Here is a 13,579-nt window from a genome sequence, read left to right on the forward strand (position 1 = left end):
CCGAACGTCAGCCGAGGGCGGCGAGCCCCTTCTCCAGGTCCTCCCCGTTCATGACAGGGACGAAGGAGACCTTGGCGCCCATGTCCATGAAGAACGGCTCGGCGATCTTCGGGATCTGGGACGGGTCGGCCAGGTCGAAGAAGATGAGCGCCGTGCGGCACCCCTCCTCGGCGGTGAAGTAGGCGGCCTCGGGACGCAGGGCCTCCATCGCGGCCTGCATCGACTTCTGCATGGTTCCGTTGCGGATGACGTCGTTGGTCTTCTCGGTGTCGAGAACGGCCTTCAGGAGTACGCGCACGACACTCACCTCTCCCCGACCGGGCGGGTGCCCTCGACGCACCGGTCACTCCCGGCCGTACCTACCTCAAGCGTCCCCCTTTTGCCCCGCTGTGCCAACGCGTGCCCCGAACAGAGCACCAGGACGCGCGGCCGTCCGCGGCCGCGGGCTCCAATGAACGGGTGACCGCGCCTCCCGACGACTGCCTCGCGCGCAATGACTGGATCTGCGGCGCCTATCTGTCGAGCCGACGCCAGATCCTCTGGGACGCGGTGCTCCAGCACCTCCACCTCACCGCGGTCTCCGTCGCGCTGGGCCTGGTCGTCGCCGTGCCGCTGGCCGTCGCGGCCCGCCGCTGGCGCTGGGCCGCGGGACCGGTGCTCGGGGTGACGACGATCCTCTACACCATCCCCTCCCTCGCCATGTTCTCGCTGCTGCTGCCGGTCTACGGCCTCTCCGCCTCGATCGTCATCGCGGGCCTGGTCCTGTACTCCCTCACGCTGCTCGTACGGAACATCCTGGCCGGGCTGCGCGCCGTCCCCGAGGACACCCGGCAGGCGGCGCGCGGCATGGGGTACGGGCCGGTACGGCTGCTCCTGGCCGTGGAACTCCCGCTCGCCGTGCCCGCCGCCATGGCGGGTCTGCGCATCGCCACCGTCTCCGCGGTCTCCCTGGTGACGGTCGGCGCCATCGTCGGCTACGGCGGACTCGGCAACCTGATCTACTCCGGGATGAACACCTACTTCAAGGCACAGGTGCTCACCGCGTCCGTGCTGTGCGTCGTGATCGCCGTGGCCGCCGACCTGGTGCTGCTCGCCATCCAGCGCCTGCTGACGCCCTGGACGAGGGCGGAACCCGCGTGAACACACTCGCCGACGCCTGGTCGTGGCTCACCTCCGCCGCCCACTGGTCGGGCGAGAACGGCATCGGGCACCGGCTCGGCGAACACCTCTGGCTGACCGCGCTGTGCCTCGTCCTGAGCTGCCTCATCGCGCTGCCGGTGGCCCTCGTGCTCGGCCACCTGGGCAAGGGCGGCACGCTCGCCGTCAACATCTCGAACGTGGGCCGGGCCGTGCCCACCTTCGCCGTCCTCGTGCTGCTCCTGCTGACCCCGCTCGGCAAGCACGGCGAGTTGCCGACCGTCATCGCGCTCATCCTGTTCGCCGTGCCGCCGCTGCTCACCAACGCCTACGTGGGCATGCGCGAGGTCGACCGGGACGTGGTGCGCGCGGCCCGGGGCATGGGCATGACCGGACGCCAACTCCTGCTCCGTGTCGAACTCCCCCTGGCCCTCCCGCTGATCCTCACCGGCGTACGCATCGCCGCCGTCCAGCTCGTCGCCACCGCCACCCTCGCGGCCCTCGCGGGCGGCGGCGGGCTCGGCCGGATCATCACCGCCGGCTTCAACCTGGCCTCGACACCCCAGGTCGTCGCGGGCGCCATGCTCGTGGCGGTCTTCGCCCTCGTCGTGGAGGGAGTCTTCGAGGCGGTCCAGCGCCTGGCGCCGCAGTGGGCGAGGGGCGGTTTCGGATGAGGCCGCGCCTGCTCCTGGCCGCCCTCGCCCTGACGGCGGCCACCGCCTGCACCACGGGGCCGAGCCTGGAGCGGCAGGGCGCAGTCACCGCGCCGCCCGGCGACAGCAAGCACCTGACGATCGGCACCGCCGGATTCACCGAGAGCGACCTCCTCGCCCAGATGTACGCGCTGCTGCTCTCCAGGGCCGGCTACGGCACGAAGATCCTCTCGGTCACCAACCGGGAGATCTACGAACCCGCCCTGGAGAGCGGCCAGATCGACGTGGTGCCCGAATACGCCGCCACCTTCGCGGACTGGCTCAACTCCAAGACCCACGGCCCCGACGCCGAGCCCGTCGGCTCGCCGGACCTGGACCGCACGATGAAGGCCCTGCGCGCCCTGGCCGGCCCGCGCGGCCTCACGGTCCTCGACCCCGGCCGGGCGGTGGACCAGAACGCCTTCGCCGTCGCGCGGTCCTACGCGCGCGAGCACCGGCTCAGGACGCTGAGCGACCTCGGCGCGGCGAAGCTTCCGGTGCGGCTCGCGGCGGGCGACGAGTGCGTCCAACGCCCTTACTGCGAGCCCGGGTTGAAGAAGACGTACGGGATCAACGTCACGGCCGTCGACCCCAAGGGCGTCGGCACGACCCAGGCCAAGCAGGCCGTGCAGAGCGGTCAGGACCAGATGGTCCTGACCACCACGACGGACGCCACGCTCTCCGGCTTCGGCCTGGTGCTGCTGGCCGACGACAAGCATCTGCAGAACGCCGACTACATCGTGCCGGTGGTGAACCGTTCACGGGCGGGCAGCGCCGGAGTGACCGGCGCGCTCGGCCGGCTCAACACGGTGCTCACCACCGCCGACCTCGCGTCCCTGAACGAACAGGTCGACAGCTGGCGCCGGCTGCCCGAGGACGTGGCCCGCGACTACCTGAAGTCCAAGCACCTCATCTGAAACCAACTCGCCTACTGCTTCAGGAAGGTGAGAACACCCTGGGCGGTGGGGGCGTCGGTCAGGAGGTCGTTGTGGGCCAGGCATCCGGCGTCGGTGTTGACGGCACCGGACAGCGGCACGCTGCTGTTGGGCAGGATGAAGCCGTCGCAGTCCGACCAGAAGGTGGCGTACCGGGTGGCCCCCGGCGTCTCGTCGCCGCTCGCCAGATGGCTCTCGACGTACGAGTTCGGCGTCATGTCCCGGCACCCCTGGTCCCAGATCGCGCACGCCCAGGCCAGACTCGTCCCGTGGTTGGGCCCGCCCAGCGACACCCAGTGCCGCACGACCGCGGCGCCGCCGCCGAACTTCACGTACCAGCGGGTGGGCAGGCTGCCCTGGCTGTGCGCGACGATGTCCACCTGGGCGGCGCCGGTCTGCGCGCGCACCGAGTCGACGTACGCGGCGAAGCGGCCGGCCAGCACCTCGTTGGTCGACTGGCTGGAGTCGTACCCCCAGGCGAAGAGGTCGCCGTCGGGGTAACCGGCCTGCCGGAAGCGGTCCTTCATGGTGCCCCAGACGCCGGGGTCGGCGTTGCGCCCGTGCACGAAGACCACGGGGATCGGCGCGGAGGCCGGGGGCGGGGCCGCGTGGGCGGCGGGGGCGAGGGTGAGCGTGCCGGTGAGCAGGGCGAGCGCGGTGGCGGCGGTGGCGAGGCGCATGGCGGCTCCAGCGGGGGTGGGTGTGGGGTGCCCCGTGCGGGGGCTACCGGATGGTAGCCAGGCGCTCCGCGGAAGGTAAGAGGCGTGCGGGGCCCGGTTTCCCCGCGGGGGACGGAGGAGGGAACACCCGCACCACGCCCCCTACGCGTCGGCGACCGAGTCGAAGTCGACGTCGCCCCGCGCCACCCCCAGCGCGTCCGCGTCCACCGAGCGGCGCAGCGCCTCGTGCAGCTTCGCCGGGGTCAGGACGCCGACGAAGCGGGCGCCGTCCACCACCGCCACCCAGCCCGCGTCGTACTGGAGCATCTCGCTGAACGCCTGCTTGAGCGGCGCCCCGAGCGGCACCCACGCCTCCATGCGCCGGGCCAGGTCGCCGACCGATCCCGCCCCGGCCAGCGAGAGCTCCTCCACGGCGACCCAGCCGTGCAGCTCGCCCTCCTCGTTGAGCACCACGGCCCACCGCGCGTCCTCGCCGCGCAGCCGCGACGCGGCCGCCCCGGCGGGCTCGTCCAGCCGTACGAGCGGCGGCTGTTCCAGGTCGTCGGGCTCCACCCTCGTCACCGACAGACGCTTCAACCCCCGGTCCGCGCCCACGAATTGGGCCACGTACGCGGTCGCCGGAGCGCCGAGCACCGACGCCGGGGTGTCGAACTGCTCGATGCGCCCGGACCCGTACACGGCCATGCGGTCGCCCATCCGCACGGCCTCCTCGATGTCGTGGGTCACCAGGAGGACGGTCTTGCGCACGGTCGCCTGGAGGCCGAGGAACTCGTTCTGGAGGCGTTCGCGCACCACCGGGTCCACCGCGCCGAACGGCTCGTCCATCAGCAGGACCGGCGGGTCCGCCGCCAACGCCCGTGCCACGCCCACCCGTTGGCGCTGGCCGCCGGAGAGCTGGGCCGGGTAGCGCGGGCCGTACGTGGCCGGGTCCAGGCCGACGAGGTCGAGCAGTTCGGCGGCCCGCTCCCGGGCCTTGGCGCGCTTCCAGCCGACCAGGGCCGGGACGGTCGCCGTGTTGTCGAGGACGGTGCGGTGCGGGAAGAGGCCGACCTGCTGGATGACGTAGCCGATCCGGCGGCGCAGCTTGACCGGGTCGAGCGTGGCGATGTCCTCGCCCTCGACGAGGATGCGGCCCGCGGTGGGCTCGATGAGCCGGTTCACCATCATCATCGTGGTGGTCTTGCCGCAGCCGGACGGCCCCACCAGCGTGACCAGTTCGCCCTTGGCGACCTCGAAGGACAGGTCGTCGACGGCGCGGGTGCCGTCCGGGTAGACCTTGCTGACCTGCTCGAACCGGATCATGGACCCACGCTAGGAGCCCTGGCCGCCGCCCGCACTCGGGCCGGTCCGCCGGAGTGGGAGCCGGGCCCGCTCAGGGCGCGGCGGGCAGGAGCACCCGGAAGACGGCGCCTTCGCCGGGGGCGGTCTCCAGCTCGACCGTGCCGTGGTGCGCCTGGACCAGCGCCGAGGCGATGGCTAGGCCGAGGCCCGCGCCGCCCCCGGCCTGCCGGCTGCGCGAGGCGTCCACGCGGTAGAAGCGCTCGAAGACCCGGGCGGCCTGCTCGGGGGCGAGGCCGGGGCCCGAGTCGGCGACCTCGATGACGCCGCGGCCCCCGGCCGCGCCCACACCGATGCGCACCGGGGAACCGGACGGGGTGTGCGCCACGGCGTTGCCGACGAGGTTCGCCACCACCTGGCGCAGCCGCGCCTCGTCGCCGAGCACCGGGGCGGGGCCGGGCGCGCCCGTGCCGCCGGGCCCGGTCAGGGTCACCTCGCGCGCGGGATCCAGCGCCCGCGTGTCGTGCAGCGCGTCCACGGCGAGGGTGCGCAGGTCCATCGGGGCGAGCTGAAGCGGCCGCTGCTCGTCCATGCGGACCAGGGTGAGCAGGTCCTCGACCAGACCGCCCAGGCGCACCGCCTCGCTCTCGATCCGGGCCATCGTGCGCTTCACGTCGGCCTCGTCGGGCAGCGCGCCCATCCGGTACAGCTCGGCGAAGCCCCGGATGCCGGCCAGCGGGGTGCGCAGCTCGTGGCTGGCGTCCGCGACGAAGCGCCGCATCTGCTCCTCCGACTCGGCGCGCGCGGCGAACGCCGACTCCAGCTGCGCCAGCATCCCGTTGAGCGCGCTGGTCAGCCGGCCCGCCTCGGTACGCGGGGAGGCGTCCGGCATCCGGTGCGAGAGCGGGCGTCCGGCGGCGATCTCGGCCGCGGTGGCCTCGATGCGGCGCAGCGGGCGCAGCCCCGCCCGCACCGCGAACCACCCCGCGACCCCGAGCAGCAGCGCCACGACGACGCCGATGAGCTGGAAGGAGGTCGCCAGGTGGTCGACCGTGGAGGAGACCTCCTCCAGCGGCGCGGCCACCACCACCCCGGCGGGCCGCGCCGGGTCGCCGCTGTCCACCGGCACGATCAGCATCCGCCAGCTGCCGCCGCCGTGGTCGCTGGGCACCTCGAAGGGCTTGCCCATGCGGGCCCGCAGCGCCCGCGCGTCCATCACGGGCCACAGCGGCCGGGGGTCGCCCGCCGCGACGGGCTGGCGGAACTGCTCGGTGACCTTGCCGTCGGCGGTGGCGAACGCGATCACGTACTGGCTGGGCAGCCAGGCCCGGCCGCCGGAGCGGCCCGCGCGGGGCGCTGGGGTGCCCTCGACGCCGACCCGGTGCGCCACCGAGTCCCCGAACCGGTTCAGCTGCTGGTCGACCCGCTGTACCAACTGGCCGCGCACCGAGCTCAGGACGACGGTGTCGCTCACCGTGAGCCCGAGCGCCACCAGGGCCATGGCGAGCAGCACGAGCCGCGAGCGCAGGGACAGCGCGGCGAAGCGGCGCGGCAGCCACCCGAGCCGCCCCCGGAGGTGTCTCAGCATCGGGTGGGCACCTCAGGACTGCGGGCGGCGCAGCACATAGCCGATGCCGCGCACGGTGTGGATGAGCTTGGGCGCGCCGTCGGCCCCGGAGTCCACCTTGCGGCGCACGTACGAGATGTACGACTCGACGATGCTGAGGTCGCCGCCGAAGTCGTACGCCCACACATGGTCGAGGATCTGCGGCTTGGACACGACCCGGTCGGCGTTGGCCATCAGATAGGCGAGCAGTTTGAACTCGGTGGGGGACAGCGAGACGGGCCGACCGCCGCGCAGCACCTGGTGGCCCACCGGATCGAGTTCCAGATCGCCCGCCATCAGGCGGCCCTCGCCGCTCGGGCCGCCGGTGCGGCGCAGGATCGCGCGGATCCGGGCGATCAGCTCCTCCAGGCTGAACGGCTTGGTGACGTAGTCGTCGCCGCCCGCCGTCAGACCGCTGATCTTGTCGTCGACGCCGTCCTTGGCCGTGAGGAACAGCACCGGGAGGTGGTCCGGGCCCGGGCCCGCGCCGGGCTCCTCGCGGAGCCGGCGCACGACGGCGAAACCCGTCATGTCGGGCAGCATCACATCGAGCACCACCAGGTCCGGGCGCTCCTTGGCGACGGCGGCCAGCGCGTCGGCCCCGGTGGCCGCCGAGACGACCCGGAAGCCGACGAAGCGCAGCGAGGCCGAGAGCAGTTCCCTGATGTTGGGCTCGTCGTCGACGACGAGCAGGCTCGCCTCGGGCGCGACCGCGTCCTTCGGGGCCATCGGTTTCCTCCTCGTGGCGGCGTGGGCGGCGGGCGGACGATCAGCCCCGGCCACCGCCGAAGCCGCTCGCGCCGCCCTGGGTGACGGTGGTCGCGGCGACATCCCCGGAGGCATTCTGGCTGCCGCGCACCGTCACGGTCTGGCCCGGCTGCAGATCGGACACCTTGCCGCTCTTGGACTCGGTGACCTGGGTGCTGCCGGCCGTCGTCACCTTCACGACGTTGCCCTGGGTGTCGGTGACGTAGATGGTGCTGCCGTCGACGAGCTTCACCGTACCGATGGTCAGCCCGGCCGCCGCGCCCGGGCCGGTGCCGAAGCCCTGGCGCTGGCCGCCCTGCCCGGCCTGCCCCGTCCCGAAGCCCTGCCGCTGGCCGCTCTGCCCGCCGCCGCGGGCGGCCGCGGACGGGGTGCCGCTCTGGTTCTGGCCCTTCTCCACCAGGGCGCCGCCGGCGAAGGCCAGCCCCGCCACGAGACCGCCGGAGAGCAGCAGCGTGAGCCACGGCAGCCGGGGCCGGGGCGGAGCACTGAGCTCGGCCGAGATGTCCCGGGCGTCCGGGGGTTCGGCGAGGATGTGCTCCGGACTGCCGGTCCTGGTCGGGCCGGCGCTCTCCACTGTCTCGGCGTTGCCGAACATGTCCGCTTCTCCCTGTCCGTACATGGGGTTCATTCGTGCCGCAGGGCTTCGATGGGCCGCAGGCTCGCGGCGCGGTTGGCCGGGTAGCCGCCGAAGAACAGGCCGATGGCCACCGCGATGGCGAAGGCGCCGACGACCGACTCCGGGATGATCACCGGCTTGATGCCGACGATGGTGAAGTGCGAGCCGATCAGGCCCGCCGCGACACCGAGACCGCCGCCGATGAGCGACAGGAGCGTCGACTCGGCGAGGAACTGCCCGAGGATGACGCCCCGGGGGGCGCCGATCGCCTTGCGGATGCCGATCTCCCGGGTCCGTTCGGTCACCGTCACGAGCATGATGTTGGTGATGCCGATCCCGCCGACGAGCAGCGAGATCGCGGCCACCGCGCCGAGCAGTGCCGTGAACGTCTTGTTGGTGTCCGCCTGCGTGGTGAGCAGGGAGGCCTGGCTGCTGACCCGGAAGTCGAGCGCGTTCGGGTCCTTGATGCCGTGCCGTCCCATCAGGACGGTCGTGATCTCGTTCTGCGCGGGCGTGGTGGCGTCGGCCGAGGTGGCCTCGACGAGGATCTGGCCGATCGAACCGAAGCCGGTGAAGGCGTTCTGTACGGTCGGCAGCGGCGCGATCACCACGTCGTCCGGGTCCTGGAAGCCGGTGCCGCCCTTGGTGGCGAGCACTCCGACGACCGTGAACGGCGTGCCGCCGAGCGTCATCCTCCTGCCGACCGGGTCGGCGGTGCCGAACACGTCGGTCGCCGTGGTCGAGCCGATCACGGCCACCTTGCGCGAGCCCAGCACGTCGTCGGCGCTGAAGTAGTCGCCCTTGGCCACCTTGCTGTTGGACGCCTTGAAGTAGGCGGGATAGGTGCCCACGACCTGCCCGACCGTGTGCGAGGTGCCCTCGTACAGGGCGGTCTGGGAGGTGGTGGTCTCCGGCGCGACCGACTCGATGTGCGGCGCCGTCGCGGGGTCGGCGAGCGCCTTCGCGTCGTCCACGGTGAGCGGCTTGGTGACGGTGGCGCCCGCGGAGCGCGAGCCGCCGAAGCCGCCGCCCGACGACACCGTCAGCGCGTTGGTGCCGAGCTTCTCGATCGAGTCCTTCACGGCCTGCGAGGAGCCGTTGCCGACGGCGAGCAGCACGATGACCGCGGCCACGCCGATCAACACCCCGAGCATGGTCAGGGCGGAGCGCACCTTGTTCGCCGCGAGCCCGCCGAAGGCGAAGCGCAGCGTCTCGAACGCGTTCACCGGCCGCCTCCGACCAGCGATTCGTCCTCGCGCAGGGCGGGCGGCAAACCGTCCACGGGCGCCTGCCGCACGTCCTCGACGATCCTTCCGTCGACGAGCCGGATGACGCGCTTGGCGTGGTGGGCGACCTCGTCCTCGTGGGTGATCAGGACGACGGTGCGCCCCGCCGCGTTCAGGCGGTCCACGACCGCGAGCACCTCTTCGGTGCTGCGGCTGTCGAGGTTGCCGGTGGGCTCGTCGGCGAGCAGCATCGCGGGCGCGGTGACCAGGGCCCGGGCGACGGCCACACGCTGCTGCTGGCCGCCGGAGAGCTCGTTGGGGCGGTGGTCCATCCGGTCGGCGAGGCCGACCAGCATCAGGGCCGCCTCGGCCCGCCTGCGCCGCTCGGCGGGCTTGACCCCCGCGTACGCCAGCGGCAGCTCGACCTGGGCCAGCGCGGAGGTGCGCGGCACCAGGTTGAACGACTGGAAGACGAAGCCGATCTTGCGGTTCCGGACCAGCGAGAGCTGGCGCTCGTCGAGGCCGCCCACGTCGATGCCGTCGAGCAGATACCGCCCGGAGGTCGGCACGTCGAGGCAGCCCAGGATGTTCATCAGGGTCGACTTGCCGGAGCCGGAACTGCCCATCACGGCCACGAAGTCGCCCTGCTGGACGCTCAGTTCGACGCCCAGGGCCTGGCCGCTCGCCGGGTCGAGGGGCCCGCTGAGGGCGTGCACGGCCGCGTCGCCGTGCCCGTACGTCTTGATCAGCGCGCGCACCTCGATCACCGGAGCGGGGTCCCAGGGGCCCGCGTCGGAGGCCGTCTCGGGCAGCGCGGCGGCGCCGCGCGACCACAGGGGCGGCGTCATCCGCGGCCACCCCCGCCGCCACCGGCGCGGGAGCCGCCGCCCCCGGCACCGCCGCCGCGGGTCCGCCCGCCACCGCCGCCGAAGCCGCCGGGGAAGGCGCCGCTGGGGAAGCCGCCGTTGCCCGTCGCGGACACGCTCGGCAGCTGCACCTTCTCGCCCTCGCTGAGCCCGCTGAGGATCTGGTCGGTGCTGTCGCCCTCCAGGCCCACCGTGACCGGGGTGCGCTCGGTGGTGCCGTCGGCCTTGACCACGGTCACCGTGCGGCCCGCGCCGGTGCCGGTCACCGCGGCGGTCGGCACCGAAAGGGCGCCCGACGCCTCGCCCGTGACGACCTGGATGCTCGCGCTGAGCCCCGTGCGCAGCTCGGTGGTGGGACTGGTGATGGTGAGGGTGGCGGCGTACTGCACGGCGCTGCCCGAGCCGCTGTTGCCGCCGCCCGAGCCGGAGCCACTGCTGACGGGAAGCGAACTCACCGACAGGACCTTGGCGTTGAGGACCGTGCCCGACTCCGCGTTCAGCGTGACGGTGGCGGCCTGGCCGGGCCGCAGCTTGAGCGCGTCGGCCTCGGAGAAGTCCGCGGTGACCTGCATCCCGGACGGGTTGGTGAGCACCACGAAGCCCGAGAGGGCCGACGACGACGAACTGACGCTACTTCCACCGGAGGTGGAGCCGCCGCCCGAGCCGCCGTTGCCGCCGCTCGTGCCGTTGCCACCGGTGCCGGAGACGGTGTCGCCCGGCTTCGCCGACACCGCCGCGACGGTCCCGGCCACCGGGGCCGTCAAGGTGGTGCCGTCCACCGCGCGCTGCGCCGCGTCCACCGCGTTCTGGGCCTGCGTGAGCTGGGCCTCGGCCTGTGCGAGCTGCGCGGGGTCGACCGTCGGGGAGGCGGCCGGGGCGGACGCGACGCTGGCGGAGCCACGCGAGGAGGAGCCGCCGCCCGAACCTGACGCGGTGCTCGAACTCGGCTGACCCTCCTGCACCTTGGTGAGGTTGGCCCGGGCCGCCGTCAGCGACGCCTCGTCCTGGGCGAGGGTCTCCTTGGCCGCGGTGGCGTCCACCTTGCCGAGCACCTGGCCCTTGGTGACCTTGTCGCCCGGCTTGACGTCGACCTCGGTGAGCCTGCCGCCCGTGGTGAAGTTCACCCCCGCGTCGCTCGGCGAGGCCAGGGAACCGGAGCCGGACACGGTGGCGAGGACCGTGCCCTTGGCGACCGTGACCGTCTTCGCGTCGGCCCGCGCGGGAGTGTCGCTGGGGCTGGTCACCGCCGCGTAGGCGCCGCCGGCGCCAGCCAGGACGGCCACACCGAGCACCGAGTTGATCAGGACGGCTTTGCGCCGTCGTGGGAGCACCTTCATGACGGCGGATCCTGGTCGCCCGCACTTTGGAAGCCCTGGGAGCATTCTGGGAGTTGTCTGGGAGCGCGAACGCCGGTCGAACGGCGCATCACGGACGTACGGGGACGTATGGTCCCCTCGCTTGGGCCCCGGGAGTCCTGTGGCCGCCTTGTCGCCCAGGGAACTCCCAGCCCTTCCCCCGGAGGCGCCCACCCGGGTGCGGTTCAGTCATGGGTCGCCGACGGCGTACCGACGCCGGCGAGGCCGCCGTCAGACCACCGCACCGAGGAGAGACCGGACATGACCTGGACCAAGCGCCGGCCCGCCACCGCGCGGGCCGCCATCGCCGTGCGGGCCGGGCTCTGCGCCGGCGCCGTCGCGGCGTGCGGCCTGCTGCTCGCGGCCTGCTCGTCCTCGGCCGCCGGCACCAGCGCCCAGGCGTCGCCCTCCGCCTCAACGTCGGCCGGAGCCAAGGGGATGGACGCCTACCGGCAGTGCCTGGCGCAGCACGGGGTCACGATGGCGCCCCGGCCCAGCGGCAGCGCGAGGCCGAGGGGTTCGGGCCGGCCGACCGACGGCACGCACGGGCCCGGGGGATCCGGCGGTTTCGGGGGCGGCGCCTTTGCCGATCCGGCGCAGCGGCAGGCCGTGCAGGCCTGCGCGAGCGAGCGCCCGCAGTTCAACGGCCGTGGCGGTGGCGGCGGCACCGCGATGAAGGCCTTCACCAGCTGCCTCAAGGACCACGGGGTCGTGCTGCCCTCGGCGTCGCCGGGCGCGGGCGGCATGCGCGGTCTCGACACCGCGGACCCCAAGTCCGCGCAGGCCTTCCAGGTCTGCAAGGCCCTGCTCCCGCAGCGTCACCCGGGATCTCCGTCCCCGTCCGCGAGCCCTGCGGCCTGAGCGCGAGCCTTCCCCGCCCGGCTGGGAGCAGCCCGGGCGGGGAAGGCGTCTGGCGGTGGGCGCGGACTAGACGTGCGGGCGCTGTCCGGGTTCCTGCCGGGGGAAGGACTGGTCGGCGCCGGGCAGTTTCGGCTTCGGCAGCGTGGCCACCTCGCGCTGGGCCTCCTCCAGCTGCTTGGCCGTGTCGTCCGGCAGCCTCGGCGGCCGGGGTGAGGCGGCGCTGAACCGGAAGGCCGAGGTCAGGTCGCCGAAGGTACGACGACGCCACTGGCTGATGTTCGGCTCGGTGACCCCCGTGAAGTGTTCCAGGAAGCGCAGCGCGGAGGTGTGGTCGAAGGCCTCGCTCGCCACCCAGCCGCCCACGGTCCAGGGCGAGACGATGATGGCGGGCACCCGGAATCCGCCGCCGATGGGCAGCCCGCCGACGAACTCGTCCGCGGTGCCCGCCTTCGGGGTCGGCGGGGGCACGTGGTCGAACAGGCCGTCGTTCTCGTCGTAGTTGAGGATGAACGCGGTCTTCGCCCACACCTTCGGGTTGGACGCGATGGCCTCGATCTTGCGCGCCACGAAGTCCGCTCCCGCCGCGGGCAGATAGTCGGGGTGCTCGGACTGGTGGCTGGTCGGCATGATCCAGGAGACGGCCGGGAGCCGGTCGGCCCGGGCGTCGTCCTCGAAGGTGCCCTCGGGCTGCGGGCGCACTCCGCGCTCGTAGAGTGGTGAGCCGGGCTTGGCGTCGCGGAAGGCCTTGAACTGCTCCAGCAGGTTGCAGCCGTAGTCGTCGTCCTGCTGGTAGACCTTCCAGCTGACGCCCGCGGCCTGGAGCCGCTCGGCGTACGTCGTCCAGCGGTACGGCGTCGGCGCGGAGTTGCTGATCACCGGACCGCCCTTGGTGCCGCCCGGGTCGATGCTGCCCGTCATCCAGTACAGCCGGTTGGGCCAGGTGGGGCCGAAGACGGAGGAGAAGTAGTTGTCGCAGATCGTGAAGGTCTCCGCGAGCGCGAACTGGAACGGGATGTCCTCGCGGGTGTAATAGCCCATGACATAGGGCCCGTTGGCGCCGTCCGCCTTGCGGTGCGCGGGCAGCCACCGGTCCATCCTGCCGCCGTTCCAGGCCTGGTGCTGGACCGCCCAGGCGTGGCTCGTGGACGGGATGGCCTGCGCGCTGGTGCTGCGGGTGTCCAGGTGGAAGGGCAGCAGGTAGCCCCTCGGGTTCACCGTGTCGGGCTGGTAGAACACCGAGCGCCCGCCCGGCAGCTTCAGGGCGTCGGGGTCGTTGAACCCGCGTACGCCGGAGAGGGTGCCGAAGTAGTGGTCGAACGACCGGTTCTCCTGCATCAGCATGACGACGTGCTCGACGTCGCGCAGGGAGCCCCCGCGGGGTGGTCCCGCGGCGACGGCCTTTTGCACACTGGGCGGCAGCAGGCTGAGTGCCGCCGCGCCACCGAGGGCTCCGGCCGCCGATCCCAGCAGTCTGCGTCGTGTCAACTCGGCCATGAACGCCCCTTTCAGAGCTGTCGGTTGAGACCAGTGACGTGGACCTGCCAGTCAGTCTCGCGGTG

At 73.0% G+C, this 13,579-nt stretch carries 14 protein-coding genes; 4 read left to right on the forward strand and 10 right to left on the reverse strand.

What is annotated here, in order from left to right; translation table 11 throughout:
- Window positions 1-7 precede the first annotated feature (7 nt).
- Window positions 8-298: a hypothetical protein gene (locus AC07F3_RS04475; protein ID WP_479110348.1), complete on the reverse strand. Its 291-nt coding sequence runs from the start codon at window positions 296-298 to the stop codon at window positions 8-10.
- A 161-nt stretch (window positions 299-459) separates the two neighbouring features.
- On the opposite strand from AC07F3_RS04475, the gene AC07F3_RS04480 reads away from it, so the two are divergent.
- Genes AC07F3_RS04480 through AC07F3_RS04490 form a run of 3 tightly spaced genes read left to right on the forward strand, consistent with a single transcriptional unit; the run spans window position 460 to window position 2,746 of the window.
- Window positions 460-1,140: an ABC transporter permease gene (locus AC07F3_RS04480; protein ID WP_479110350.1), complete on the forward strand. Its 681-nt coding sequence runs from the start codon at window positions 460-462 to the stop codon at window positions 1,138-1,140.
- A complete protein-coding gene (locus AC07F3_RS04485; protein WP_479110352.1) occupies window positions 1,137-1,811 on the forward strand; it encodes an ABC transporter permease in 675 nt (224 codons plus the stop codon). Before AC07F3_RS04480 ends, AC07F3_RS04485 begins: the two co-directional genes overlap by 4 nt.
- Complete coding sequence (locus AC07F3_RS04490) at window positions 1,808-2,746, forward strand: ABC transporter substrate-binding protein (RefSeq protein WP_479110354.1); 939 nt, start codon at window positions 1,808-1,810, stop codon at window positions 2,744-2,746. The genes AC07F3_RS04485 and AC07F3_RS04490 overlap by 4 nt, the downstream gene beginning before the upstream one ends.
- A gap of 11 nt (window positions 2,747-2,757) precedes the next feature.
- Here AC07F3_RS04490 and AC07F3_RS04495 read toward each other — a convergent pair whose 3' ends face one another.
- From AC07F3_RS04495 to AC07F3_RS04530, 8 genes are all read right to left on the reverse strand, one after another.
- A complete protein-coding gene (locus AC07F3_RS04495) occupies window positions 2,758-3,444 on the reverse strand; it encodes an esterase/lipase family protein (RefSeq protein WP_479110356.1) in 687 nt (228 codons plus the stop codon).
- Window positions 3,445-3,585: 141 nt separating this feature from the next.
- Window positions 3,586-4,746: a betaine/proline/choline family ABC transporter ATP-binding protein gene (locus AC07F3_RS04500; protein WP_479110358.1), complete on the reverse strand. Its 1,161-nt coding sequence runs from the start codon at window positions 4,744-4,746 to the stop codon at window positions 3,586-3,588.
- A 70-nt stretch (window positions 4,747-4,816) separates the two neighbouring features.
- Window positions 4,817-6,310: a sensor histidine kinase gene (locus tag AC07F3_RS04505; protein ID WP_479110360.1), complete on the reverse strand. Its 1,494-nt coding sequence runs from the start codon at window positions 6,308-6,310 to the stop codon at window positions 4,817-4,819.
- Window positions 6,311-6,322: 12 nt separating this feature from the next.
- On the reverse strand, window positions 6,323-7,057 hold the full coding sequence (locus AC07F3_RS04510; protein ID WP_479110362.1) for a response regulator transcription factor: 735 nt from the start codon (window positions 7,055-7,057) through the stop codon (window positions 6,323-6,325).
- A gap of 40 nt (window positions 7,058-7,097) precedes the next feature.
- Window positions 7,098-7,691, reverse strand: a complete 594-nt coding sequence (locus tag AC07F3_RS04515; protein ID WP_479110364.1) for a DUF5666 domain-containing protein — start codon at window positions 7,689-7,691, stop codon at window positions 7,098-7,100.
- A gap of 29 nt (window positions 7,692-7,720) precedes the next feature.
- Window positions 7,721-8,938, reverse strand: coding sequence for an ABC transporter permease (locus AC07F3_RS04520; protein WP_479110366.1), 1,218 nt, complete (start codon window positions 8,936-8,938; stop codon window positions 7,721-7,723).
- Window positions 8,935-9,786, reverse strand: a complete 852-nt coding sequence (locus AC07F3_RS04525; protein ID WP_479110368.1) for an ABC transporter ATP-binding protein — start codon at window positions 9,784-9,786, stop codon at window positions 8,935-8,937. The genes AC07F3_RS04520 and AC07F3_RS04525 overlap by 4 nt, the downstream gene beginning before the upstream one ends.
- On the reverse strand, window positions 9,783-11,141 hold the full coding sequence (locus AC07F3_RS04530; protein WP_479110370.1) for an efflux RND transporter periplasmic adaptor subunit: 1,359 nt from the start codon (window positions 11,139-11,141) through the stop codon (window positions 9,783-9,785). Before AC07F3_RS04530 ends, AC07F3_RS04525 begins: the two co-directional genes overlap by 4 nt.
- 279 nt (window positions 11,142-11,420) lie before the next feature.
- On the opposite strand from AC07F3_RS04530, the gene AC07F3_RS04535 reads away from it, so the two are divergent.
- Window positions 11,421-12,020: a hypothetical protein gene (locus tag AC07F3_RS04535; protein ID WP_479110372.1), complete on the forward strand. Its 600-nt coding sequence runs from the start codon at window positions 11,421-11,423 to the stop codon at window positions 12,018-12,020.
- 66 nt (window positions 12,021-12,086) lie between these two features.
- On the opposite strand, the gene AC07F3_RS04540 is transcribed toward AC07F3_RS04535, so the two are convergent.
- The gene (locus AC07F3_RS04540) at window positions 12,087-13,514 is read right to left on the reverse strand and encodes an alkaline phosphatase family protein (RefSeq protein WP_479110374.1); all 1,428 of its coding nucleotides are present in this window, start codon (window positions 13,512-13,514) and stop codon (window positions 12,087-12,089) included.
- Window positions 13,515-13,579: the final 65 nt, after the last annotated feature.

This window comes from Streptomyces sp. NPDC045846 (assembly GCF_056431605.1).